Here is a 24,168-nt window from a genome sequence, read left to right as displayed (position 1 = left end):
AATGAGCCAAATTTTAGATATTAAGGATTTGAATTTCACAGACGGTGCGAAAGTTTTTATCAGATGCGATTTTAATGTGCCTATGGACGAGTTTGGCAATATCACAGACGATCGCAGAATCCGCTCATCAATCCCTACGATTCGCTACTGCTTAGATAATGGTGGTTGCGTGATTTTAGCAAGCCACCTTGGTCGCCCAAAAAACGGCTACGAGGAGAAATTTAGCCTTCGCCCTGTGGCAAAAAGACTTGGCAGATTACTTGATCGCGAGGTCAAATTTGTCGATGATATCGTAGGAGAGCGCGCTAGTAAGGCAGTTAGCGAGCTAAAAAAGGGCGAGCTTTTATTACTGGATAATTTGCGTTTCGAAAAGGGCGAAACCAAAAACGATACTGAATTAGCCAAAAAACTAGCTAGCTACGCTGAATTTTATGTCAATGACGCATTTGGCGTATGCCACAGAGCGCACGCAAGCGTCGAGGCTGTTACTAAGTTTTTCGACAACGAGCATAAAGCGGCTGGATTTTTGCTACAAAAAGAGATTAAATTCGCCGCTGATTTGATCAAACGCCCAGCGCGTCCTTTCGTCGCTGTAACTGGCGGTAGCAAGGTCAGCGGCAAGCTCCAAGCCTTGCATAATCTGCTCCCAAAAGTCGATAAACTCATTATCGGTGGCGGTATGGCTTTTACATTTTTAAAGGCTGTCGGATATGATATCGGAAATTCGCTTTTGGAAGAGGATTTGATCGAAGAAGCAAAAAATATCTTGCGCAAAGGTAAGGAATTAGGGGTTAAAATTTATATCCCAGTCGATACTATCGCAGCCCCTGCTTGCTCGCAAGATTCTGTTATGAAGCGTGTAACGGTCCAAGAAATCCCAGCTGGCTGGATGGGGCTAGATATCGGACCTGCGACCGTGGCGCTTTTTAAAGAGGCACTTGATGATGCGCAGACTATCTGGTGGAACGGCCCTATGGGCGTGTTTGAGATCGATAAATTTGCGCGCGGAAGTATGCGTATATCGCATTTCATCGCTGATAGCGACGCTACGACCGTCGTGGGCGGTGGCGATACAGCCGATGTGGTCGAAAGAGCCGGAAACGCCGATGATATGACATTTATCTCCACAGGTGGCGGGGCTAGCTTGGAGCTAATCGAGGGTAAAGAGCTTCCTGGCGTAAAAGTCCTAACTATCGAGGATAGCGAGCAATGATACTAGCCGCAAATTTAAAATGCAATCACACTAGGGCTAGTTTCGAGCGTTATTGCGAAATTTTAAATGCAAATTTAGGCGATGAAATTTTATCAAAGCACGAAGTTTTGGTATTTCCGCCAAGTGTGGCTCTGAATTTGGGAAATCACAAATTTATCCAAGGCGCACAAAATTTCTATCCATGCCAAAACGGCAGTTTCACAGGCGAAATCGGCAAAGAAATGCTAGATGAATTTAGCATTTCTTGCGTTTTAATCGGACATAGCGAAAGACGCGAAATTTTGGGTGAAACAGACGAACTAATCGCGCGAAAATTTGAATTCGCAAAGGCAGAGGGCTATAAAATCATCTTTTGTATCGGCGAAAACGAGACTGTGTATAAAAGTGGCAAAACAAAGGAATTCCTAAATTCGCAACTAGAAAAAATCGATTTAGATTACCAAAATTTGGTTATCGCTTACGAGCCGATTTGGGCGATTGGCACGGGAAATACTGCAACTAGCGCGATAATTGATGAAATTTTAAGCTTTTTGCGCACCAAAACAAAGGCGCCTTTGCTTTACGGCGGGAGCGTAAATCTCAAAAATATCGCCGAAATTTCGCAGATTTCAAGTTGCGACGGCGTTTTAGTGGGAACTGCTAGCTGGGAAGCAGAAAATTTCATAAATCTAATCAAGGAAGCAAAATGAAAATTATTAAATTTTCTTTTTTCTTTGCAATAATTATTTCTTTATTTTATGGCTGTCGAACACCTGGTCAAATGATGTTAGATAATGCCTATAACAAACAAAATGAAGAATTAAAAGCTGCATGGGACAAAGCCAGTCCTTCTTTAAAAAAAGAATTGGAAATTTGGCAAAAATATAACGATTTATCAAAAGAGAATTTGACAAGCAAAATAAAAGATGGTTTAAGCGATTTATATATATTAGGAACAGGTTTTCGTGGCAAATGTTCAACAAAACCAATTCCAGACGGAGAAAATTTATATTTTGGAATATTTGATGGTTTGATTAAAATTAATAAAAATGAATATACAAAGATTTATTTAAATTCAAAATATATCGGACAAATCGAATATGGATATATGAGATTGCACTTAAAGCCGGAAAGATACGAAATAACATTTGAGAAATATGATACTAACACAACTATTGGCGTTGAGTTAAAATCAAATGATTTTCATGTTGTCGCATCAAAAATAGTAAAAGCAGGTCTCTTTAAGCCTGAAATTAAAGCTAATTCTGGTTGGTTCGAAAAATTGGAACAAAAATGGTATGTTTTACACAGAGATTTTGAGTGTTTGCCTATAATTTTTACAAATGATGACAAATTAAATTCTCAAACAAAAAAATATTTAGATAATTTAGAAAAGGAAGCAAAATGATACTAAAAGGTAAAAAAGGGCTAATCGTCGGCGTTGCAAACAACAAATCTATCGCTTATGGCATTGCGAAAATTTGCCACGAGCAGGGAGCGGAGCTAGCTTTTACATTTTTAAATGACGCTCTTAAAAAGCGCGTCGAGCCGATTGCGGCAGAGCTTGGAAGCGATAAAATTTATGAGCTAGATATCAACAACGACGAGCATTTGGCGAATTTACGCACGAGTTTAGAAAAAGATTTTGGCAAATTTGATTTTGTGCTTCACGCTGTGGCGTTTGCCCCACGCGAGGCGCTTGATGGCAAATTTATCGACACTACAAAAGAGGCTTTTAATATCGCTATGCAAACTTCGGTTTATTCGCTGATTGCGCTTACAAATGCAGTCGAACCGCTATTAAATGACGGCGGAGCGATTTTGACATTAAGCTACCTTGGTGGCGTGAAATTTGTGCCACATTACAATGTCATGGGCGTAGCAAAAGCAGCGTTAGAGAGCTCGGTTCGCTACCTAGCGCACGATTTGGGTGAGCGTGGAATTCGCGTAAATGCGATTTCAGCAGGTCCGATTAAAACTCTCGCAGCTAGTGGAATCGGCGATTTTCGCCTAATCCTAAAATACAACGAAAAAAATGCCCCACTCAAACGAAATGTGGATATTTTCGAAGTCGGCAAATCTGGCGCGTATTTGCTTAGCGACTTTGCCAGCGCAGTTACGGGCGAGATCCACTATGTCGATTGCGGTTATAACATAATGGGCATGGGCGACATCGCCACCGATGACGAGGGCAACACAATCCTAGCGATTGATAAAGACTAATCCTTTTATCCGCCGTTTTGGCGGATAAACTAGCTTGATTTTATGGAAAATTTATGAATAAAAAACAATCTTACATTTGCGTTTTTGACTGCGAAACTGTGCCTGATACTGCGGCTTTGCTTCGAATTTTAGACAAAGAAATCATTAATGAGTGCTATGATGAATTTGACAAAAAAAAATATGCCAAAATTTTGCTTGCTGGAATTGATGCGAAAATTCAGAGCAAAAACGATAGCGTCTCAAACACTTTGCCTAAAATTTACGGCGATGAGCCGATTTTTAACGATGATAAAAGCAAAATTTTAAACCACAAAAAGCTCTCAATCGCGGCAATGGCGCATTTCAAGGAAAAAACAGGAAGCGAGTTTTTGCCCATAAATTTCCACAAAGTTGTAAGTATCAGCGCGGTTTTGGCTGATGAATTTGGCAAATTTGTGCGTGTAAGCACCCTGCAAGCAGACGATGAAAAGGGCAAAATCAAAAAATTTATTGATTTTATCAACTCGCACAATCCGCGCCTTGTAAGCTTCAACGGGCGCGGCTTTGATTTGCCGATGATTATGGTGCGCGCAATGGTGCATAATATCAGCGCCAGCGAGTATTTTTGCACCGATGATAAGCTTGCGAACAAGGATAAATGGACGAATTATCGCTCGCGATATGACGGGGTTTTTCACCTAGATTTGCTCGATCATATTTGCGATTTTGGCTCTGTTAGGGGGCTCAAACTCGATTTTTTGTGCGCGTCTTTGGGACTGCCTGGCAAATACGATGTGCATGGCGATCAGGTTTTGGAGCTGTTTTATGACGAAAAGGGCGATAAAATCGACGAATATTGCCAGAGCGACACGCTAAATACATACTGGCTTTTCCTAAAATACGAGCTTTTGCGTGGTAAAATTTTGCTAAATGATTATTTGGATAATCTAAATTTGATGAGCGAGTATCTGCAAAAACAGTGCGCCGATATGGGGTATAGCGAGATTTTTTGCGAATTTATTGCGCGCGAGATTGAGAAATTTAAAAATGAATAAATTTGCAAAAACGCTTTTTTGTATTTTTTTATTTTTCGCAAATTTGGCTTTTGGCGATGAATTTCGCCCAATGCTACTGAAAGAATACAAAAAAGGTATGGATATCTCAGGCTGGGTCGTAAGCGAAAAACTCGACGGAATCCGCGCCGTATGGGACGGCAAGACGCTTCGCTCGCGCAAGGGCAAAATCATAAATGCTCCCGAATCTTGGACAAAAGGATTTCCAAATTTTATGATCGAAGGCGAGCTTTGGAGCAGGCGAGGCGAGTTTGAAAAAATCGCTTCGATTGTGAGTAAAGGCAGCTCAGATGAGCGTTGGAGCGAGATTAAATTTTATATTTTTGATATGCCAAATGAGAGAAAAAATTTGTTTGAAAAGATGAAAATTTTATCAAATTTCATCAAAAAAAATGGCGTACAAAATTTAGTCGTAATCCCGCAAACTCCGGTTAGTTCGCACGAACAAATCGAAGAAATGCTAAATTTGGTCGTAGAAAATGGCGGTGAGGGGCTGGTTATTCGAAATCCGTATGCTTTGTATGAAAGTGGGCGTAGCGCAAATATCTTAAAATACAAAAAAATGTGTGATAGCGAGTGTAAAATTACACGAATTAATCCGGGATACGGCAAAAACAAGGGCAAAATGGGCTCGGTAACTTGCGTGGATATAAAAAGTGGAGTGAAGTTTAAAATAGGGTCTGGTTGGAGCGATGAGTGGCGCGCAAAACCCCCTAAAATCGGCACTATTATCACTTATCAATACCAAAATTTAACAAGTGAAAAAAAGCCTAGATTTCCTACATTTTTGCGCCTGAAACCCGCAATTTAACAAATTAGGGTATAATCAAAAAATTTTTTTAAAAGGAAAATGATATGAAAATTTTAGTTACAGGTGGCGCTGGATACATCGGCTCACATGTTTTAAAGCAACTTTTAGAATCAAATCGCCATGAAATCGTGGTTGTCGATAATCTTTGCAAAGGCTCAATGAAGGCAATCGACGCGCTTAGAAGCGTGGGCGAGTTCGAATTTATCAAAGAAAATTTGGAAAATTTGCCAGTAATCGAGGAAATTTTTAAAAAAGGAAAATTTGACGCGATTATCCATTTCGCGGCGTTTATCGAGGTTGCCGAGAGTGTGAAAAACCCGATAAAATACTATCTAAACAACACCGCAAACGCGATAAATTTAATCGCGCTTTGCCAAAAATACGGCGTGAAAAACTTCATTTTCAGCTCCACAGCGGCGACTTACGGCGAGCCAGAAAACGGCAAAGTAACCGAGGAAAGCCCGCAAGCTCCGATAAATCCGTATGGCAAAAGCAAGCTTATGGTCGAGTGGATACTAAAAGATACAGCTGCTGCGAATAAGGATTTTAAATTTGGAATTTTGCGCTATTTCAATGTCGCGGGCGCGTCAAGCGACGGACTAATCGGTCAAAACTATCCAAACGCCACTCACCTAATCAAAATCGCAACCCAAACAATCACTGGCAAACGCGATAAAATGTATATTTTCGGCGATGATTACGACACCAAAGACGGCACTTGTATCAGGGACTATATCCATGTCGAGGATCTCGCGAGCGCGCATTTAGCGGTGCTAGAATACTTGCAAACCAACGATAGCAATGTCTTTAATGTGGGCTATGGCACTGGATTTAGCGTCAAAGAGGTCATCAGCGAGGCCAAAAAGGTAAGTGGAGTGGATTTTGCGGTCGAAATCGCGCCGCGTCGCGAGGGTGATCCAGCTTGTCTAATCTCAAATGCTTCAAAAATTCGCTTCCAAACAACATGGGTTCCATGCCATGAGGATTTAGACGAGATAATCCAAAGTGCGTTGAATTGGGAAAAGAAGATTTAAAACTTCAATAAAATTCAGGCAAATTTAAAATGCCTGAATTTCTAAATTTAAAATTTATGGTATTTTATGAATTTTATTAGTATTTTAAATTCTGAGCCGACAGCTCAAAGAAAATTTGGCGTAGTATTATCGTATGTAAATATCCTTATTTCTACGATTTTGATGCTTGTTTATACGCCGTTTTTCCTTAGAATGCTTGGTCAAAGCGAGTATGGCTTATACTCTTTGGCTAGTAGCGTTATAGGATATTTAGCTATACTAGATCTTGGTTTTGGGAATGCTATTATCGTCTATACTGCAAAATATATAGCTAGTGGCGAAATTGAAAAAGAAAAAAAACTTCACGGCACTATTTTTAGTGTATATTTATGTATGAGTGCAATCAGCCTTATAATCGGGCTTTTGCTTATATTTTTTACTCCGCAAATTTTTGGCGAAAAATTAAGCTTAGATGAAATTTCAAAACTTCAAATAATGTTATCCTTACTTACATTTAATTTCGTTTTAAGTTTCCCTTTTAGTATTTACTCATCAATTTTGACAGCTTATGAAGATTTTGTATTTTTAAAATTAATTGGGATTTTACGAACAATTTTATTCCCAATTATTACTATTCCTATTTTGCTCTTGGGATATAGGGCGATTAGTATGGTAATTGTAGCAACTATCATAAATTTGGTAGCAATTTTTGTAATTTACTTTTTTTGCAAGAAAAAAATAAATCCAAAAATAAGCTTTAAAAACTTTGATTTTAGCACATTTAAAGAGATTTTTGCATATTCGTTTTTTATATTTTTGGGTATGATTGTAGATCAGGTTAATTGGAGTGTGGATAATTTTATTTTAGGCGTAGTTGCAGGGACGACGGCAGTATCGCTGTATGCTGTTGCAAGCGGTGTAAATTCTATGTTTATCACACTTTCTGTAACCATAAGCGGTGTAATGCTTCCAAAAATTTCAAAAATGGTTTCGGCGAATTCGACCAATGACGAACTTACAAATGAAATGATAAAAATCGGCAGATTGCAATTTTATATTATTTTCTTTATATGTTCGGCTTTTATTCTGTTTGGTAGAGATTTTATGATACTTTGGGCTGGGAAAAATTACGAAACAAGCTACTATGTAGCGATGATTTTAACAATTCCAATTAGCATACCTTTAATCCAAAATTTAGGCATTGCGATTTTACAAGCGAAAAATAAATTTAAATTTAAAGCCATTGCAACCTTTATAATGGCGTTTGTAAATATCGCTATTTCTATTCCGCTTGCCAAAATTTACGGCAGTATCGGTGCTGCGTGTGGAACTGCGATGGCTTTGGTGGTTTTAAATATAATTGTTATGAATTTATATTATCACTATAAAATTGGCTTAAATATGTTAAAATTCTGGGCTAATATAGTTAAGATGTTTATTATTTCGCTTGGTTGTGTGATGATAATTTTGCCGATAATTTATGCGTTAAATTTACACGGAGTTATCTATATTTTGGTTTGTGGCGGAATTTATGCGATAATTTTTGCTATTATTAGTTTTAAATTTATTATGAACGATTATGAAAGAGCGATTTTTAGCAATGCTTTTGCAAAAATAAGGAGCAAATTTTGAATATCATAGGTGAAGTTGTCGCAAAAGATAGATGTATCGGCTGTGGTGCGTGTGCCGGGCTGTGTCCATCAAAAGTGCTAAGTATGGATTTTAATAGCTCTGGTCATTACGAACCAAAAGAAATTCCAGGTTGCAACCCAAAATGCGATATTTGCTTAAAAGTTTGCCCTTTTTATGAAAAAGATTTAGCTGAAAATGAAATCTCAAATGAAATTTTTGATAGTAAAAATTCATATAAAGAAATAGGCAAATATGTTGGGAATTATGAATTTTTTATAAAAGATGAAAATGAACGCATAAATAGTGCCAGTGGCGGGGCTGGATACTACCTGCTAAGCGAACTTTTGAAACGAAAAATGGTCGGTAAAATCATCGCCGTTGCGCCGTGCGAAAATTCAGAAAAATTATTCCAATTTGATATTTTTGATAACACAGAAAGCCTAAAAAACGCTAGAAAATCGGCATACTATCCAACTAATATGGAAGAAATTTTAAAATTTATATTAGCAAATGACGATACTTACGCAATAACTGCTTTGCCGTGCTTTGCAAAGGCTTTGCGACTTGCAATGAAAACCAACCCAAAACTTCGCAAACGCATAAAATATATAATCGGACTTGTTTGTGGTCAGGTCAAAAGCAAGAAATTTGCTCAATCGTTGGCAGATTTGAATTTTAAAGAGCATAAAGAGCTTAAAAAGGTTGATTTTAGATACAAAATCAAAAATAGACCTAGTTCAAATTTTGCTTTTAAATTCTTGTCTGATGATGATTGCTCATCGATTAGAGATTGGTCGTCTGCTAACGAACACGCAACTTCACCAGTGATATTTTGGACAAGTAGAGCCTTTACGCCACTTGCTTGTAATAACTGCAACGATACTTTTGCGTTATGCGCAGACGCCGTACTTATGGATGCGTGGCTTCCTAAATTTACACCCGATTGGCGCGGACATTCGCTTGTGATAACAAGAAATAACGAGCTTGATGAAATTTTTAAAAATGCAGATAAAAATGCCGTGCATTGCGAGAGTTTCGATATAGAGCAAATTTATACTTCACAGCGAGCTGTCGTGGCACAAAAAGCTGCGTATTTTTATAATAAATTAAATATTTTACAAAAGCAAAAACTAAAATTGCAAAGAAAAATTTATCGTGACGATATGAAGGCAATTAAATATATAAATGATTATGTAAAATTTGAAAAAGTGTTAGAAAAAATCAAATTCCCATTTTTAGTTTGTAAATATATCATTAGAAAAATAAAGGAAAAAATGTGAAAATAGCGATTTTGACTCTGCCTTTGATAAATAATTACGGTGGAATTTTACAAGCCTATGCTTTGCAAAAAACTTTGGAAAGTTATGGTTATGAAGCAAAAATTTTAAGAATAAAATACGATAATAACTATTTTTCTCTTGCTTATTGTAAATTTTTAGCGGCAAAAATTATTAAATTTAGAAAATATAAAGATGCAACATACGGATTAAAATATTTGCGAGATACTGCAAAATTTATTAAAAAAAACATAAATATTACAAAAGATATTTTTGAGATAAGAGATTTTGAAAAAGTTTTAAAAAATGAGAAATTTGACGGCATAGTGCTAGGTAGCGATCAGGTTTTGCGTCCTAAATTCTGGGGTTTTAAAGATTATGAAAAGTGCATTTTAGGGCTTAATGATGATTTGAAAAAAATCATCTATGCTGGAAGTTTTGGCTCAAAAGAAGCTGAAAATTTAGAAAAATTAAAAAGTGTTTTTGATAAATTTAAGGTCGTATCTGTGCGTGAAAAAAGTGGCGTGGAGCTTTGTAAAAAGCATTTTGGCGTAGAAGCAAAATGGGTGCTTGATCCTACACTTTTAGCCGATAAGCAAATTTATAAAAAATTTCTTTGCGAAACGAAAGCCGAAAATAAAATTTTTGCCTATATTTTAGATAGCAACGAAAAAACTAGCCAAATTTTACGAGAAGTTTCGAAGCGTGAAAATTTGGGCGTTTGTGAGGTAAATGATAAGGCTAATCGCATAAGTATAGAAAAATGGATAAGCTCTATCGCAAAAGCGAAATTTGTCATCACAGATAGCTTTCATGGGTGCGTTTTTTCGATAATTTTCAATAAACCATTTTTTGCTTTTGTTAATGAAGCGCGTGGAAATGCTAGACTTGAATCGCTTTTTGAAATGTTTGAGCTAAGTGGTAGAATTATAAATTCAAGTGATGATGTAAATTTGAAAAATGAGATAGACTATAAAAAAGTAAATGAAATTTTGACACAAAAAAGAGAATTTTCTAAAAATTTTATAATTAAAAATTTGGAGAAGTAATGAATAAAAATCCATTAGTTTCAATAATAATTCCAGTCTATAATGTCGAAATGTATTTAGACGAGTGTCTAAATTCTGTTATAAATCAAGATTATAAAAATTTAGAAATTATCTTAGTCGATGACGGAAGCACGGACAAAAGCGGGGAAATCTGTGATGAATTCGCAAAAAAAGATAATCGCATAAAAGTAATACATCAAAAAAACGCAGGTGTAAGTAGTGCTAGAAACAAAGGTCTTGATAGTATAAGTGGAGATTTTGTAACATTTGTAGATAGCGATGATACTATCGAAAAAGAGCATATTTTAAATATGGTAAATTTACTAAAAGACAACACTGATATAGTTTGCATACCAGCTAGAAAAGATTTGCCTGAATTTGAAGTGCGAGAGTTAAGCGGAATCGATGGTTTAAAATATATTTTAAATGAGCGATATTTTATAGATTTTTTTAAAGATGTGAAGTTTGATTGGAGTAATTGGAATAAGCTTTTTAAAGCAGATATTGTAAAAAGTATTAGATTTTTGCCCGACGAAAAGGTCGGAGAAGATTTTAGTTTTTTATGGAAAGCGTTTTTAAATTCAAATAAATTTATTTTTGGGAATAAAAATACTTATAATTATAGGCGTTCCGAGACTTCGGTTATGGCATCAAAATTTAACGAACGACACCAGACTCTTTTACTTGTCTGCGATAGATTTATAGAGCATATCAAAAACAACGACATAGATTTATTAAAAGAAGCATATTGGATAAAAGCAAGAAGCCTTTTTGATTTGATTGATTATGCACAAAATGATAAAAATGAAAAATTTGTTAAAAAATATTCAAAAGAGTTACAAAAAATACAGATGAAAATTTACAAGAATAAAAATGTAAAATTTTATTTGAAATTTTTATGCTTTTTACACTCAAATTTTTATATTTTGTTATTTATAAAAAGAAGCATAAAAGAAAGATTTAGGCGATGAAAATTTTATTTGTAATCTCCACTTTGAGAAACGGCGGAGCCGAAAAGGTCATGGCGTTGTTATCGTCATATTTCGCGAATTTTCACGATGTAAGTTTAGCTAAATTCGAAAGCTTAGAGCCATTTTACGAGATAAGCGAAAAGGTAAAAATCATAAATTTAGATTACGGCGTCGATAATAAAGGTTTTTTTGCAAATTTAAAAAAACGATTTGGCAAAATTTTTGCCCTACGAAATTTGATAAAAAATGGCGAATTTGACTGCGTTATTTCATTTATGGATAGCACGAATTTGCTTAGCATCGTCGCTAAATTCGGGCTTAAAACGCCATTAATAATTTCTGAGCACTCAAACCACACCCTGCTTAGTAAAAAATGGCAAATTTTAAAAAGGCTTTTTTATCCACTTGCAAACGGCTTAACTGTGCTAACAAATGATGATTTAAAGCATTATTCGTATGTCAAAAATAGAACCAAAATTTATAATCCCGTGTTTGCAGATGCGCAAAATTTTAGCCAAACACAAAAGGAAAATTTAATTATTTTCGTTGGTAGGCTTATCAAAATCAAAGGTTGTGATATATTTCTAAACGCTTTAAATTTGGTTGATTTAAACGGCTGGAAAGTGGAAATTTTAGGCGATGGCGAAGAAATGCAAAATTTGCAAAATTTAGCCAAAAATTTAAATTTAAACGCCGAATTTAAAGGGAGCGTGAAAAATATCGACGAATATTATTCGCGTGCAAAAATCATCGTATCAAGCTCGCTAAATGAGTGTTTGCCAAATGTGTTGGTTGAAAGTATCAGATTTGACTGCGTTCGTGTCGCAACGCCTACGGTTGGGGCAAAAGAGCTTATAAAAGACGGCTTTGATGGATTTATTAGCGATGATTTTAGGGCTGAAAATTTAGCAAAAAAAATAAAATTTGCTATGCAAAGCAACAACGAAATTGCGCAAAATGCAAATTTGCGAAAAGATGAATTTGAAATAGAAAAAATTTATGGAAAATGGCTAGAATTTATGAATTTGATTTTGGAGAATAAATGAATACAAATCCACTAATTTCAGTAATAATCCCCGTTTATAATGTCGAAAATTTTTTGCATGATTGCCTAAATTCGGTAATTTCGCAAACTTATACAAATTTAGAAATTATTTTAGTCGATGACGGAAGCACAGATAAAAGCGGGAAAATCTGCGATGAATTTGCCGCGCATGATAGCCGTATAAAAGTGCTTCATCAAAAAAATTCAGGTCAAGCAGTAGCAAGAAATAATGCACTTGATATAATGCAAGGCGAATATTTAAGCTTCGTCGATAGCGATGACATAATCGATGAAAACTATATACAAATTCTTTTTGATTTGATTAAGAAATACAATACGAAAATTTCTATGGCAGGTTATAAAGAATTTAGCAAAAACGAGCAAATTCAAAGCTACAAAGAAGAGAATTTACAAAATAATGATGAAAAATTATTAGAGCCAAAAGATATATTTATCGGTAGTTGTGTCGGTAATAGTTATTTTATGACAGGGGTTTGTAGGGTTCTATATTTTAAAGAAATATTTGTAAATTTGCGTTTTCCGGCTGGTGAAATTCACGAAGATACAGCTATTTGGTTTGAAATTTTTAATAGCACACAAAAAATTGCAACAAATCAAAAAAATATCTATTTTTATAGAAAAAATTCAAATTCTACAACGCAAATTTTAAATGATAGATTTTTTTCTGTCATTAAAAATACACAAAAATTTACAAATCAATTTGAATTGGCATACCCGCAATATGCTAAATTTGCAAGATATAAAATTTGTTTAACAATGCTTGTTGTCGTAGAAAAAATACTTCAACCACAAAATGAAAAATATAAATTTAAAATTGCAGAATTTCATAAATTTATTAGAAAAAATTTAGATATTTCTTTTGCGTTCAAGCAAGGAAATTTTGGTAAAAAACTAATTTTGTATTATATTGACCCAAAATTATTTGAATATATTTATAAATTTTATCTAAAAATCAAAGGTTAAATATGGTTAATCCACTAATTTCAGTAATAATCCCCGTTTATAATGTCGAAAATTTTTTGCATGATTGCCTAAATTCGGTAATTTCGCAAACTTATACAAATTTAGAAATTATTTTAGTCGATGATGGAAGCACAGATAAAAGTGGCGAAATTTGCGACGAATTTGCCGCGCATGATAGCCGTATAAAAGTGCTTCATCAAAAAAATTCAGGTCAAGCAGTAGCAAGAAATAATGCACTTGATATAATGCAAGGCGAATATTTAAGCTTCGTCGATAGCGATGACATAATCGATGAAAACTATATACAAATTCTTTTTGATTTGATTAAGAAATACAATACGAAAATTTCTATGGCAGGTTATAAAGAATTTAGCAAAAACGAGCAAATTCAAAGCTACAAAGAAGAGAATTTACAAAATAATGATGAAAAATTATTAGAGCCAAAAGATATATTTATCGGTAGTTGTGTTGAGAAGTGTTATTATTTGACTGCTGTTTGGCGATGTTTATTTCATAGAGATATTTTTAAAAATTTGCGTTTTCCAGCTGGCGAAATTCACGAAGATGTGGCGATTTGGTTTGAAATATTCAATAATGCCAAAAAAATCATTTCGAGTAAAAAAAATATATATTTTTGGCGTGATAATTTAGCTTCTACGGTTAGGAAAAAAATCGATGATAAATTTTTTGTAATTATCAAAAATACACAAAAATTTACAAATCAATTTGAATTGGCATACCCACAATATGCTAAATTTGCAAGATATAAGATGTGTTGTGTGTATTCAAGTCTTAGTTATAAAATAATTTCTAATGAAAGCATTGAATATTACGATAGTTTGCCAAAGTATCATTTCTATGTCAGAAAAAATTTGGATTTGAGCCTAGCGTTTAAATATATAAAAATTAGTTTTACAAACAAAATATTATTTTTATTTTATATTCATCCAAAACTGCCTTGTAATTTGGTAAATTTTTACTCAAAATTTATAATGCCGATAAAAAATCAAATCAAAAAAGTGATTAAACGATGAAAAAATTGAGCGTATTTATTTATTCTATGGCTGGTGGTGGGGCTGAGCGGGTTGTGAGCAATCTTCTGCCAGAACTTTGCAAGGCTTACGAAGTGCATTTGATTTTGATGAACGATACTATTGCTTATCAAATTCCAAATTCGGTGCAGGTGCATTTCATAGAAAAATCAGCTCCGTTTGAAAATGGCTTAAAAAAGCTAATCAAACTACCATTTTTAGGGCTAAAATATAAAAATTTATGCAAAAGATTAGGCATTGATATTCACTTTGTCTGGATGAATCGACCTTGTTATGTGGCTGGTTTTGCGCGAATTTTTGGAGATAAAAAACCTTTGATAATCAACGAGTGTTCGACGCCAAGTGTGCTTTATAAGGAGCCGAATTTAAAATCGAAAATCAGTAAATTTTTACTTCGCTGGCTCTATCCGAAGGCCGATTTTATCTATCCAAATTCGCTTGGCAATTTGGCCGATTTGCGTGATAATTTTGGCATAAATCCAGCTAAAATGGGTGTTTTATACAATGCGCTAAATTTAGACGAAATCGCGCACAAATCGCAAGAGAGTATAAATTATGAAAAGCCGTTTTTTCTAAGTGTTGGCAGACTTGATGCTGGGAAAAATCACGAGCTTTTAATCCGCGCCTATGCAAAGCTTAAAAACTGCGATAAGGACTTGCTAATTTTAGGCGATGGCGTGTTGCATGAGCATTTGCAAAATTTAATAAACGAGCTTGGGTTAGAAAATAGAGTAAAACTGCTCGGTTTTGATAACAATCCTTATAAATATATGTCAAAATGCTACGCTTTTGTTTTCGTTAGCCTTTTTGAGGGCTTTTCAAACGCGCTAATCGAAGCTTTGGCGTGTGGAAAACTCGTCATTTCAAGCGATCATCAAAGCGGCGCAAGAGAGCTTTTGGGTGATGATGAATGGGGCGTTTTAGTTGGCGTAAATGACGAAGAGGGCACCATAAAAGTTATGCAAAAAGCGATTGATGAGCCTGAATTTGTAAAAATTTATGAAAAAAAGGCTAAAATAAGAGCCACTTTTTTTGACAAAAAAAAGATAAGCAAAGATTTAATCTTAAAAATTGAAGAAATCTACAAAGGATATAGGGGTGAATAATAGCGCGCAAAACACGCAAAATGGGGCAAATTTGCCACAACAAAAAGGTAGCGTTTTTAAATTTATTAAAAATTTTGAACTCTCCAAACATTTGTTAATTTTGATTGTTTTAGCTTACGGCGTGAGCGTGATTTTTAGGCTGTATTGGGTGCAGTGGGCAGAGGGATACTCTCACATACTTTCGTGGAATAATCAAATCATGATCAACACAAACGACGGATATGCGTTTGCTGAGGGGACGAGGGATTATTTGGCTGGATTTCATCAGCCAAATGATTTAAGCTACATTGATTTTCCCCTAGCCAAGCTAACTGCGTTATTAGCGCAGATTACGCCATTTTCGTTAGAAACCCTATTTTTGTATATGCCGGTTGTTTTTTCATCGCTTATCGTCGTGCCGATTTTGCTCATTTCGGCTGAATTTCGCGCCCTTAGGGCTGGATTTATAGGCGCGCTAGTTGCTTGCGTGGCAAACAGCTACTACAACCGCACAATGGCTGGGTATTATGATACCGATATGTTAAATATCGTCTTGCCGATGTTTATCTTGTGGGCGTTTATCAGGGTTTGCACCAAGGGCGATGCTAGGGCGCTATTTTTTACAGGCGCATTTGGGATTTTTTATCTGTGGTGGTATCCATCTAGCTTTTCGCTAAATGCGATGATGTTAGGCGCGCTAGTGCTTTACACGCTGATTTTTGCGCGCAAAAATTTGGTGAATTATGAAGCGATAATTATATTTTTGCTAGCGATTTGTATGTTTAATTTATATGCTAAAATTTTGCTTTTTTTAGCGATTTTTTATCTTTTTGCATACAAAAAAGAGCTTGTAAATTTTAGAATTTTGCTTGGTGTGGGAATTTTGGTCTTTGCGATTTTTGTTTATTGCGGTGGATTAAATCCGATTATTTTCCAGGCTAAATTTTACATTTTCCGCTCACTTGCGGACAATCCTGACACGGTTTTTCACTTTTTTAATGTCAATCAAACTATCCAAGAAAGCGGTCTCGTGCCAAAAGAGGTCTTCATGCGCCGAATCAGTTCGAGCGTGATTGTCTTCGTGGTGGCGTGCGTAGGGTATGTGGTGCTGTGTTTTAGGCACAAAGAGTTTTTGCTATCACTGCCACTTTTGCTTTTGGGCTTTGCGGCAAACAAAGCTGGGCTTAGATTTACCATTTATGCTGTGGGCGTAATGGGGCTAAGCTTTGGGTATATTTTGTATTTTTCGGTAAAACGGCTAAATCTGCCAAAATTTGCCGGTCGTATTATCTTGCTAGCCTTAACTATTTTGGCGCTTTATCCAGCGTGGCAACACATCAAGGCCTACACCGTCGAGACTGTGTTTTTCAAAAGCGAGGTTGAGGTTTTAGACAAGCTCAAAACTATCGCCGATCGCGAGGATTACGCGCTTGCGTGGTGGGATTATGGATATGTGATAAGGTATTATTCCGATGTCAAAACCCTAATCGACGGCGGCAAGCACCTAGGCAACGACAACTACCCGGTAAGTTTTGCGCTTTTGGCTGATCAATACAGCTCAGCGCACATGGCGCGCGTAGATGTCGAATATACAGAGCGAAATTTCACCGAGAAATTTCCAAATAAAATAAAGCAAATTTTAGCTGATTACAAGCTCGATGATTTCAATGCGTTTTTGCTAAATTTAAGCTTGCCAGATTTCAAAACACCAGCCAAAACGCGCGATATTTATTATGTCTTGCCAGATCGCATGATGAGCATACTTTCGACCGTGTCGCAGTTTTCGAACATCGACATAACCACAGGCAAAATGAAAAAAGATAAAATTTTCATTGCTAGCGAAAGGTTTTGGCAAGATGAAAGCGGTATAACTATGGATAATGGTATCAAAATCGCAAATAACTTGCTTAGCATAGAGGCTGAGGGCAATAAATTTCCGATAAATACATTTTTTGAAACCAGCCACAACGCTAGTGGCAAACTCGAAGTCAAAGAGATCAAAGTCGATAGTTCGGCGCAATTTTCGATAATTTATATGAAGGATTATGGTAGATTTTTGTTGCTTGATAGAGAAATGCTAAATTCGACCTATATCCAGCTTTTTGTGCTAGAACGCTACAAAAGCGATCTTTTCGAGCCTGTGGTCATAAGCCCAGCTGTGAAAGTTTATAGATTAAAGAAATAAAATGGCGAAATTTGGTTTCCTTTCACACTCGGATATGAGCATTTATTTTTTCAGAGCGCCCATTATGCGGGAGTTACAGTGTCTTGGTCACGAGGTTTTTGCGATAGCACCACGCGGAAATTATACGGCGGATTTGGAAAAAGAATTTATTAGCGTAACTTACGATTTAGACAAAGCTAGTCTAAATCCGCTCAAAGTATCGCAAAATACGGCAAATTTAGCCAGAATTTTAAAAGGGCTAAATTTGGATTTTTTGCAAACTTCGGCGCACAAATCAAATGTTTTTGGCACATTTGCGGCCAAAAAGGCTGGAATTTCGCGTGTGTTAAATTTAGTCGAGGGGCTAGGAAGCTTTTATATCGACACTGACCTTAAATCTCGCATGGTCAAATTTAGCATTGAAATGCTCTATAAAAGGGCGTTTGCGCAAAGTCAGGGTTGCATTTTTGTAAATGACAGCGACCCTGATTATATGCTCTCTCGCGGACTTATTAGCGAGAATAAAATTTTTCGCATTAAAAGTGTCGGCGTAAATAGCGAAATTTTCGACGAAAACGCTCACGAGCGCGCGAGTCTGCCTGAGATCACAAAGGGCAAAAAAATCGTGCTAATGAGCGGTCGTGCGCTTTGGCATAAAGGAATTGCCGAATTTTACAAAGCTGCTGAAATTTTAAAAGAGCGAAAAGACGCTGTTTTTGTCTTCGCAGGCGATGTTTTTGCGGGAAATAAAAGCTCGGCTGATGAGGCGTTTTTGCGCTCGGGAAATGTCGTTTGGCTAGGGTGGAGAGATGATGTAGCGGCGCTTTATAAGGCGTGCGATATTTTCGTGCTTCCAAGCTACAAAGAGGGCTTTCCGCGCACCGTTTTGGAGGCTATGAGTATGAGTAGGCCTTGCGTGGTAAGCGATGTGAGTGGCTGTATCGAGGCTGTGAGCGATGGCGTAAATGGGCTAATCTGCAAGGTTAGAAACGCAGACGACTTGGCTAAAAAAATTGAAATGCTACTTGATAATGAGAGTTTGGCGCGCAAAATGGGGCAAGCTGGGCGTAAAATGGTGGTCGAAAACTACGATGAGAAAATCATAGCGAAAAAATATATTGAAATTTACAGGAAATTTATCGATGTATAGGGCATTTTTCAAACGATTTTTGGATTTTTTTGGCGCACTTTTTTTGATAATTTTGACTTCGCCACTTATGATTGTGACATATTGTCTAATCCGCAAAAACATAAGCAAAAGCGCGATTTTCACGCAATCTAGGCCGGGGCTTGACGAAAAAATTTTTAAAATTTATAAATTTAAAACCATGAGCGACGAGCGGGACGAGGGCGGCGAACTTTTGAGCGACGAACTGCGCCTGAACGAATACGGCAAAAAAATTCGTGCTTTAAGTTTGGACGAACTACCACAGCTTTTCAATGTCCTAAAAGGCGATATGAGCTTCATCGGACCTAGACCTTTGCTCGTAGAATACCTGCCACTTTACAACGAAGAGCAAAAACTTCGCCATAGCGTGCGACCGGGCATAACGGGTTTAGCGCAAGTAAATGGGCGAAATGCCATTAGCTGGGAAAAAAAGTTTGAATTTGACACATTTTACGCTAAAAATTTAAGCTTTTTACTAGATCTTAAAATCGCGCTTTTAACCATAAAAAAAGTCATCAAAAAAGACGGCGTTAATAAAGACGGTATGGCGACAACGGAGAAATTCAATGGAAAAAACTAAACTCTACATTTACGGCGCAAGCGGTCATGGTAAGGTCGTAGCAGATGTCGCAAAAAGCGCAGGTTATAAAGAAATCATTTTTTTAGACGACAATGGCGAGTTAAAATTTAGCCCTGATTTGCCGAAATTTCCCGTTATAATCGCAATCGGCGATAATAAAATAAGAGCAAATTTGCAAAAAAAAGTCAGCGAAGCGGGTTTTGAAATAGCCACACTTATCCATGAAACTGCCGTGATTTCGCCCACAGCTAAAATCGGCAAAGGCGTGGTTATCATGCCAAATGTCGTGGTAAATGCGGACGCGATTATCGGCGACGGGGTGATTTTAAATTCAGCTTGTATAATCGAGCATGATTGCGTAGTGGGCGAGTTTAGCCACATTTGTCCGCGCGTGGGCGTGGCTGGAAATACCAAAATCGGGCGTGGCGTGTGGCTCGGGATTGGCTCGTGCGCAATCCAGGGCATAAATATCGGCGAGGGCTCATATATAGGGGCTGGAAGCGTTATCATCTCAGATATCGCCCCATTTAGCCTAGCTTACGGCAGCCCAGCGAGAGTGATAAAAAACTTGTCAAATTCTAGGTAAAATTTTAAAAAATTTAACTTTATGATAGTAAAATACAGGCTTTTATTTATAGGAGATTATAAATGGCAAGAATATTTTTAAGCCCCCCAAATATGGGCGGAAACGAATTAGAATATATCAAAAAAGTTTTTGAAAGCAACTACATCGCGCCACTTGGCGAGTATGTTAATAGATTTGAAAAATCAGTTTGCGATTACACTGGCGCGAAATCAGCTCTTGCACTAAATGCCGGTTCAGCCGCACTTCATCTAGCATTGCGAACGCTAGGCATAAAAGACGGCGATGTGGTGCTGGGATCGACTTTTACCTTTATGGCGAGCCTTAATCCGATCTTTTATGAGCGTTGCGTCCCTGTGCTAATCGACAGCGACGAAAGCTGGAATCTAAGCCCCGAACTTCTAAAAAAAGCAATCAAACTAGCGCCCAAAAAACCAAAAGCCCTAATCCCGACCCACCTTTATGGACAGGCTGCGAAAATGGACGAGATAATGGAGATTTGCGAAAACGAAAATATCGCCGTTATCGAGGACGCAGCTGAGGCACTTGGCGGATTTTACAAGGGCAGGGCGCTTGGCACGATTGGCGCGTGTGGTGCGCTAAGCTTTAATGGCAACAAAATCATCACCACAAGTGGCGGCGGAATGCTAATTTCGGGCGACGAAGCCTTAATCGCCAAAGCAAGGTATTATAGCACGCAAGCCAGAGAGCCACTTTTGCATTATGAGCATTTGGATTATGGCTATAACTACCGATTAAGCAATGTTTTAGGCGCGATTGGCGTGGGACAAATGGAAGTTTTGGAAAAACGCGTCGAGCGAAAAAGAGAAATTTTCGCACTTTATAGTGAGCTTTTAAAAGACTGCGCCGAATTTATGCCAGAAATCGAAAATTCACGCGGAAACAGGTGGCTTACGACCTTGGTTTTCAAAGAAAAAAATGCTCACTTACGCGTAATCGACGCACTCAATAAAGCCGATATCGAAAGCCGTCCGCTATGGAAGCCAATGCACATGCAGCCAGTTTTCAAAGGCGCATTAAGCGTAATCGATGGCACGAGCGAGGATCTATTTAGTCGCGGAATTTGTCTGCCAAGTGGAAGCGATATGAGCGATGAGCAGGTCGCAAAAGTCGCCGAAATTGTAAAGAAAAGCTTATGATTTTTAGACCGACCAAGCTCAAACGCTTCGCATTTTTTCTGATTTTAGATATTTTAATCTCGATTTTTAGCGTTGCAATCGCCTTTGTTTTGCGTTTTAGTGGCGATATTCCAAACGAATTTTACAAAGGCTTGCTACTAAGCGCGACCCTAATTACCGCTATTCGCATTGCGTATTTGTGGTTTATGAAAATTTATCTGGTACCGTGGCGATTTTTTGGGCTTTACGAAGCGCGCAAAATTTTCTACACGCACATTTTCACGGCTTTGACATTTTTGGCGATTTTCTTTTTAATGGAGAATATTTTCAACCCCTTCCCGCGCTCTGTGATTGCCATAGACGCCGCGATTTGCTTTATTTTAATCAGTGGCGTAAGAATCTCAAAACGCATGTTTTTGCTCCACGAAAAGTCAAATTCTAGCGCCAACGAACCCTGCGTCGTCGTGGGGGCAACTAGCAAAACCGTGCATGTGCTAAAAGGTATGCGCCAACACCACATAAACTACTATCCTGTGGGCGTCGTCGATGGCAGAAAAGAGCTAGTGGGCACATACTGCGAAAATTTCGTCGTGCGCGCAAAAAGCACAATCCCAGAAATGATAAAAGAAAGTGGCGCCAAAACCGCTATCGTGGCACTTTCGCTGCACCCAGAAGATCTCAAAGAGCTCTACGACGAGCTAATCGCGTATGGGCTAAAAGATATCAAGCTATTTTCGCTACTAGAAAACGAGCAGAAAAAAATCCGCGACATTTCGATCGAAGACCTGCTCGCGCGCAAACCAAAGGATTTGGATAAAGAGGCGATTAAAAATTTCATCGACGGTAAGGTCGTTTTAGTAACTGGCGCAGGTGGCACGATAGGAAGCGAGATTTGCAAACAATGCTTGAATTTCGGTGCAAAACGGCTGATTATGGTCGAGCATAGCGAATTTAATCTTTATCAAATCAACGAAGCCACGAACGCAGACCCTCGCAACGAATTAAAAATGATAAATATCGTTTATCGCGATGAATTCGATGAAATTTTTGCCGAATTTAAGCCTGATGTCGTGGTGCATGCAGCAGCGTATAAACATGTGCCACTTTGCGAATTTAACCCGCATTTAGCGGTGAAAAACAATGTCCTTGGCACAAAAAATGTGATTGATTTATCGAAAAAACATGGCGTTAAAAAGGTCGTTTTAATCTCCACCGACAAGGCTGTGCGCCCTACGAATATCATGGGCACGACAAAGCGAATTTGCGAGCTTTACAGCCTAAATTCGAGTGATGAAGCCACTCAAATCGTGGCTGTGAGATTTGGAAATGTGCTAGGAAGTAGCGGAAGCGTAATCCCGAAATTTAAACGCCAAATCGAAGCAAACGAGCCACTCACCGTTACGCACCCTGATATCGTAAGGTATTTTATGCTAGTGAGCGAAGCTTGTCAGTTAGTGCTTCAAGCAGCCTCAATCGCCAAAGGCGGGGAGCTTTTCGTGCTTGATATGGGCGAACCTGTCAAAATCGCAGACCTTGCTAAACGCATGTTGCAGTTAGCTGGAAAAGAGGAGCTTGGGATTAAATTTGTAGGACTTCGTCCCGGCGAGAAGCTTTACGAAGAGCTTTTGATTAACGAAAACGATAAAAGCACGAAATATCAATCAATCTTTGTTTCAAGCTTTACAAAATACGATTTAGAAAAGCTAAATTTGCAAATTTCAGAGCTTGTAAATGCGCAAAACTGCGAAGTTGCAAGCAAACTCAAAGAGATTGTGCCAGAATTTGACCATAAATTAAATAAGGATTGATTTTGATAGGAATTGTTGATTATGGTGCTGGAAATATACGAAGCGTGAAAAACGCCCTTAGCTTTTGTGGGGCGAAATTTGAGTTAGTGAGTGAGCCTGAAAAACTTTTAAGAAGCGACAAAATTTTACTTCCTGGCGTTGGGGCGTTTGGCGAAGCAATGGCTAAACTAAAAAGCGCAAATTTAGATGAAGCGATAAGAGAATTTGTCGCAAGTGGGCGGTATTTTTTGGGAATTTGCCTTGGTATGCAACTTCTCTTTGACAAAAGCGCAGAATTTGGTTCGAGTGAGGGGCTTGGGATAATTAGTGGCGAAGTGGTGAAATTTGATGAGAGCAAATTTAGCGAGAGTTTAAAAATCCCGCACATGGGCTGGAATACACTAGAATTCACGCGCGCCACACCCATAAATTCGGGGCTTGAAAGCTCGGTTTATGCGTATTTCGTGCATTCTTATCACGCGCTTTGCGATGAAGAGTTTATCCTAGCAAAGACGGCGTATGGGTATGAATTTCCTAGCGCAGTTTGCAAGGAAAATGTCTTTGGCTTTCAGCCACACCCCGAAAAAAGCCACGAAAATGGCATAAAAATAATTAAAAATTTCACGGAGTTATAATGGAAATTTTACCTGCGATTGATTTAAAAGAGGGCCTTGCTGTGCGCCTTAGTAAGGGCGAAATGGGAAGTGCTAAAATTTATTCAAAAACCCCTTGGGAACTAGCCAAAAAATTCGAAGACATGGGGGCGAAATACCTGCATTTGGTAGATTTAGACGGAGCGTTTGCGGGAGAGCCGATAAATTTCAAAACGATTGAAAAAATCGTAAATTCGACAAATTTAAAGGTCGAAGTAGGTGGTGGAATCCGCGATGAAAAGCGCATAAAAGACTACCAAAATTTGGGCGTTTATAGATTTATTTTAGGCTCAGTTGCGCTAAAAAATCCAAATTTTGTCAAAGAAATGTCGCCAAAATACAATATCGTCGTAGGAATCGACGCGCTTGGTGGCATGGTCGCAACCGAGGGCTGGGCAGATGTGAGCAGCATTAAGGCGACTGATTTGGCTAAGCTTTACGCAGGAGCGGGAGTTGGCGCGATTATTTGCACGGATATCGGCAAAGACGGCATGCTATGTGGCGTAAATGTGGGATTTACCGAAGCAATCGCCGAAGCTAGCGGGATTGATACAATCGCAAGTGGCGGCGTGAAGGACATTAGCGACATTTTGGCGTGCAAAAACAGTGGCAAAATCGCAGGCGTGATTGTCGGCAAGGCATATTACGAGGGCAGTATAGATTTAGAAAAAGCGTTTAAAATTTTGTGATATCGTAATGGCTTTTAAG

23 protein-coding genes are annotated in these 24,168 nt (G+C 37.7%); all 23 read left to right on the top strand.

What is annotated here, in order from left to right; translation table 11 throughout:
* Position 1 precedes the first annotated feature (1 nt).
* The 23 genes from OFO00_RS01405 (at position 2) to hisA (ending at position 24,149) form a co-directional block, all read left to right on the top strand.
* On the top strand, positions 2-1,213 hold the full coding sequence (locus OFO00_RS01405; RefSeq protein ID WP_270864601.1) for a phosphoglycerate kinase: 1,212 nt from the start codon (positions 2-4) through the stop codon (positions 1,211-1,213).
* Positions 1,210-1,902, top strand: coding sequence for a triose-phosphate isomerase (locus tag OFO00_RS01400; RefSeq protein ID WP_270864600.1), 693 nt, complete (start codon positions 1,210-1,212; stop codon positions 1,900-1,902). Before OFO00_RS01405 ends, OFO00_RS01400 begins: the two co-directional genes overlap by 4 nt.
* On the top strand, positions 1,899-2,600 hold the full coding sequence (locus OFO00_RS01395) for a hypothetical protein (protein WP_270864599.1): 702 nt from the start codon (positions 1,899-1,901) through the stop codon (positions 2,598-2,600). The genes OFO00_RS01400 and OFO00_RS01395 overlap by 4 nt, the downstream gene beginning before the upstream one ends.
* Positions 2,597-3,415: an enoyl-ACP reductase FabI gene (fabI, locus tag OFO00_RS01390; RefSeq protein ID WP_270864598.1), complete on the top strand. Its 819-nt coding sequence runs from the start codon at positions 2,597-2,599 to the stop codon at positions 3,413-3,415. The genes OFO00_RS01395 and fabI overlap by 4 nt, the downstream gene beginning before the upstream one ends.
* Before the next feature lie 53 nt (positions 3,416-3,468).
* A complete protein-coding gene (locus OFO00_RS01385; RefSeq protein WP_270864597.1) occupies positions 3,469-4,449 on the top strand; it encodes a 3'-5' exonuclease in 981 nt (326 codons plus the stop codon).
* On the top strand, positions 4,442-5,278 hold the full coding sequence (locus OFO00_RS01380; RefSeq protein ID WP_270864596.1) for a DNA ligase: 837 nt from the start codon (positions 4,442-4,444) through the stop codon (positions 5,276-5,278). Before OFO00_RS01385 ends, OFO00_RS01380 begins: the two co-directional genes overlap by 8 nt.
* A 44-nt stretch (positions 5,279-5,322) precedes the next feature.
* Complete coding sequence (gene galE, locus OFO00_RS01375) at positions 5,323-6,312, top strand: UDP-glucose 4-epimerase GalE (protein ID WP_270864595.1); 990 nt, start codon at positions 5,323-5,325, stop codon at positions 6,310-6,312.
* A 66-nt stretch (positions 6,313-6,378) separates the two neighbouring features.
* On the top strand, positions 6,379-7,923 hold the full coding sequence (locus OFO00_RS01370) for an oligosaccharide flippase family protein (RefSeq protein ID WP_270864594.1): 1,545 nt from the start codon (positions 6,379-6,381) through the stop codon (positions 7,921-7,923).
* Positions 7,920-9,203, top strand: a complete 1,284-nt coding sequence (locus OFO00_RS01365; RefSeq protein ID WP_270864593.1) for a Coenzyme F420 hydrogenase/dehydrogenase, beta subunit C-terminal domain — start codon at positions 7,920-7,922, stop codon at positions 9,201-9,203. Before OFO00_RS01370 ends, OFO00_RS01365 begins: the two co-directional genes overlap by 4 nt.
* Positions 9,200-10,249 (top strand): polysaccharide pyruvyl transferase family protein, encoded by a 1,050-nt coding sequence (locus OFO00_RS01360; protein ID WP_270864592.1) that lies wholly within the window; start codon positions 9,200-9,202, stop codon positions 10,247-10,249. The genes OFO00_RS01365 and OFO00_RS01360 overlap by 4 nt, the downstream gene beginning before the upstream one ends.
* A complete protein-coding gene (locus OFO00_RS01355) occupies positions 10,249-11,220 on the top strand; it encodes a glycosyltransferase family 2 protein (protein ID WP_270864591.1) in 972 nt (323 codons plus the stop codon). The genes OFO00_RS01360 and OFO00_RS01355 overlap by 1 nt, the downstream gene beginning before the upstream one ends.
* Positions 11,217-12,266, top strand: coding sequence for a glycosyltransferase (locus OFO00_RS01350; RefSeq protein WP_270864590.1), 1,050 nt, complete (start codon positions 11,217-11,219; stop codon positions 12,264-12,266). Before OFO00_RS01355 ends, OFO00_RS01350 begins: the two co-directional genes overlap by 4 nt.
* Positions 12,263-13,249, top strand: a complete 987-nt coding sequence (locus OFO00_RS01345; RefSeq protein WP_270864589.1) for a glycosyltransferase family 2 protein — start codon at positions 12,263-12,265, stop codon at positions 13,247-13,249. The genes OFO00_RS01350 and OFO00_RS01345 overlap by 4 nt, the downstream gene beginning before the upstream one ends.
* A 2-nt stretch (positions 13,250-13,251) precedes the next feature.
* Positions 13,252-14,283 (top strand): glycosyltransferase family 2 protein, encoded by a 1,032-nt coding sequence (locus OFO00_RS01340; protein WP_270864588.1) that lies wholly within the window; start codon positions 13,252-13,254, stop codon positions 14,281-14,283.
* Positions 14,280-15,407 (top strand): N-acetylgalactosamine-N,N'-diacetylbacillosaminyl-diphospho-undecaprenol 4-alpha-N-acetylgalactosaminyltransferase, encoded by a 1,128-nt coding sequence (gene pglJ / locus OFO00_RS01335; protein WP_270864587.1) that lies wholly within the window; start codon positions 14,280-14,282, stop codon positions 15,405-15,407. Before OFO00_RS01340 ends, pglJ begins: the two co-directional genes overlap by 4 nt.
* Positions 15,400-17,571 carry an STT3 domain-containing protein gene (locus OFO00_RS01330; RefSeq protein WP_270864586.1) on the top strand — a complete coding sequence of 724 codons (2,172 nt, stop codon included), beginning with the start codon at positions 15,400-15,402 and terminating at the stop codon, positions 17,569-17,571. Before pglJ ends, OFO00_RS01330 begins: the two co-directional genes overlap by 8 nt.
* Before the next feature lies 1 nt (position 17,572).
* Complete coding sequence (locus tag OFO00_RS01325) at positions 17,573-18,700, top strand: glycosyltransferase family 4 protein (protein ID WP_270864585.1); 1,128 nt, start codon at positions 17,573-17,575, stop codon at positions 18,698-18,700.
* Positions 18,693-19,298, top strand: coding sequence for an undecaprenyl phosphate N,N'-diacetylbacillosamine 1-phosphate transferase (gene pglC / locus OFO00_RS01320; RefSeq protein ID WP_270864584.1), 606 nt, complete (start codon positions 18,693-18,695; stop codon positions 19,296-19,298). Before OFO00_RS01325 ends, pglC begins: the two co-directional genes overlap by 8 nt.
* On the top strand, positions 19,285-19,884 hold the full coding sequence (locus OFO00_RS01315; RefSeq protein WP_270864583.1) for an acetyltransferase: 600 nt from the start codon (positions 19,285-19,287) through the stop codon (positions 19,882-19,884). The genes pglC and OFO00_RS01315 overlap by 14 nt, the downstream gene beginning before the upstream one ends.
* A gap of 62 nt (positions 19,885-19,946) precedes the next feature.
* Positions 19,947-21,041, top strand: a complete 1,095-nt coding sequence (gene pglE, locus OFO00_RS01310) for a UDP-N-acetylbacillosamine transaminase (RefSeq protein ID WP_270864582.1) — start codon at positions 19,947-19,949, stop codon at positions 21,039-21,041.
* Positions 21,038-22,828, top strand: coding sequence for a polysaccharide biosynthesis protein (locus OFO00_RS01305; protein WP_270864581.1), 1,791 nt, complete (start codon positions 21,038-21,040; stop codon positions 22,826-22,828). The genes pglE and OFO00_RS01305 overlap by 4 nt, the downstream gene beginning before the upstream one ends.
* A gap of 2 nt (positions 22,829-22,830) precedes the next feature.
* Positions 22,831-23,442: an imidazole glycerol phosphate synthase subunit HisH gene (hisH, locus tag OFO00_RS01300; protein ID WP_270864580.1), complete on the top strand. Its 612-nt coding sequence runs from the start codon at positions 22,831-22,833 to the stop codon at positions 23,440-23,442.
* A complete protein-coding gene (hisA, locus tag OFO00_RS01295) occupies positions 23,442-24,149 on the top strand; it encodes a 1-(5-phosphoribosyl)-5-[(5-phosphoribosylamino)methylideneamino]imidazole-4-carboxamide isomerase (RefSeq protein ID WP_270864579.1) in 708 nt (235 codons plus the stop codon). The genes hisH and hisA overlap by 1 nt, the downstream gene beginning before the upstream one ends.
* Positions 24,150-24,168 lie beyond the last annotated feature (19 nt).

Origin of the sequence: Campylobacter sp. VBCF_04 NA7, from assembly GCF_027737405.1 — a bacterium.
Classification (GTDB): Bacteria; Campylobacterota; Campylobacteria; order Campylobacterales; family Campylobacteraceae; genus Campylobacter_B.
The sequence above is the reverse complement of the archived record's forward strand: the minus strand, read 5'-3'. Positions and strand labels throughout refer to the sequence as shown.

Coding starts and splice junctions, on each gene's coding strand:
- OFO00_RS01355 (WP_270864591.1), top strand. CDS start 10,249: ATGAATAAAAATCCATTAGTTTCAATAATAATTCCAGTCTATAATGTC.
- OFO00_RS01385 (WP_270864597.1), top strand. CDS start 3,469: ATGAATAAAAAACAATCTTACATTTGCGTTTTTGACTGCGAAACTGTG.
- OFO00_RS01400 (WP_270864600.1), top strand. CDS start 1,210: ATGATACTAGCCGCAAATTTAAAATGCAATCACACTAGGGCTAGTTTC.
- OFO00_RS01340 (WP_270864588.1), top strand. CDS start 13,252: ATGGTTAATCCACTAATTTCAGTAATAATCCCCGTTTATAATGTCGAA.
- OFO00_RS01305 (WP_270864581.1), top strand. CDS start 21,038: ATGATTTTTAGACCGACCAAGCTCAAACGCTTCGCATTTTTTCTGATT.
- OFO00_RS01325 (WP_270864585.1), top strand. CDS start 17,573: ATGGCGAAATTTGGTTTCCTTTCACACTCGGATATGAGCATTTATTTT.
- fabI (WP_270864598.1), top strand. CDS start 2,597: ATGATACTAAAAGGTAAAAAAGGGCTAATCGTCGGCGTTGCAAACAAC.
- pglE (WP_270864582.1), top strand. CDS start 19,947: ATGGCAAGAATATTTTTAAGCCCCCCAAATATGGGCGGAAACGAATTA.
- OFO00_RS01315 (WP_270864583.1), top strand. CDS start 19,285: ATGGAAAAAACTAAACTCTACATTTACGGCGCAAGCGGTCATGGTAAG.
- OFO00_RS01370 (WP_270864594.1), top strand. CDS start 6,379: ATGAATTTTATTAGTATTTTAAATTCTGAGCCGACAGCTCAAAGAAAA.
- OFO00_RS01395 (WP_270864599.1), top strand. CDS start 1,899: ATGAAAATTATTAAATTTTCTTTTTTCTTTGCAATAATTATTTCTTTA.
- galE (WP_270864595.1), top strand. CDS start 5,323: ATGAAAATTTTAGTTACAGGTGGCGCTGGATACATCGGCTCACATGTT.
- pglC (WP_270864584.1), top strand. CDS start 18,693: ATGTATAGGGCATTTTTCAAACGATTTTTGGATTTTTTTGGCGCACTT.
- OFO00_RS01345 (WP_270864589.1), top strand. CDS start 12,263: ATGAATACAAATCCACTAATTTCAGTAATAATCCCCGTTTATAATGTC.
- OFO00_RS01350 (WP_270864590.1), top strand. CDS start 11,217: ATGAAAATTTTATTTGTAATCTCCACTTTGAGAAACGGCGGAGCCGAA.
- OFO00_RS01405 (WP_270864601.1), top strand. CDS start 2: ATGAGCCAAATTTTAGATATTAAGGATTTGAATTTCACAGACGGTGCG.
- pglJ (WP_270864587.1), top strand. CDS start 14,280: ATGAAAAAATTGAGCGTATTTATTTATTCTATGGCTGGTGGTGGGGCT.
- hisA (WP_270864579.1), top strand. CDS start 23,442: ATGGAAATTTTACCTGCGATTGATTTAAAAGAGGGCCTTGCTGTGCGC.
- OFO00_RS01380 (WP_270864596.1), top strand. CDS start 4,442: ATGAATAAATTTGCAAAAACGCTTTTTTGTATTTTTTTATTTTTCGCA.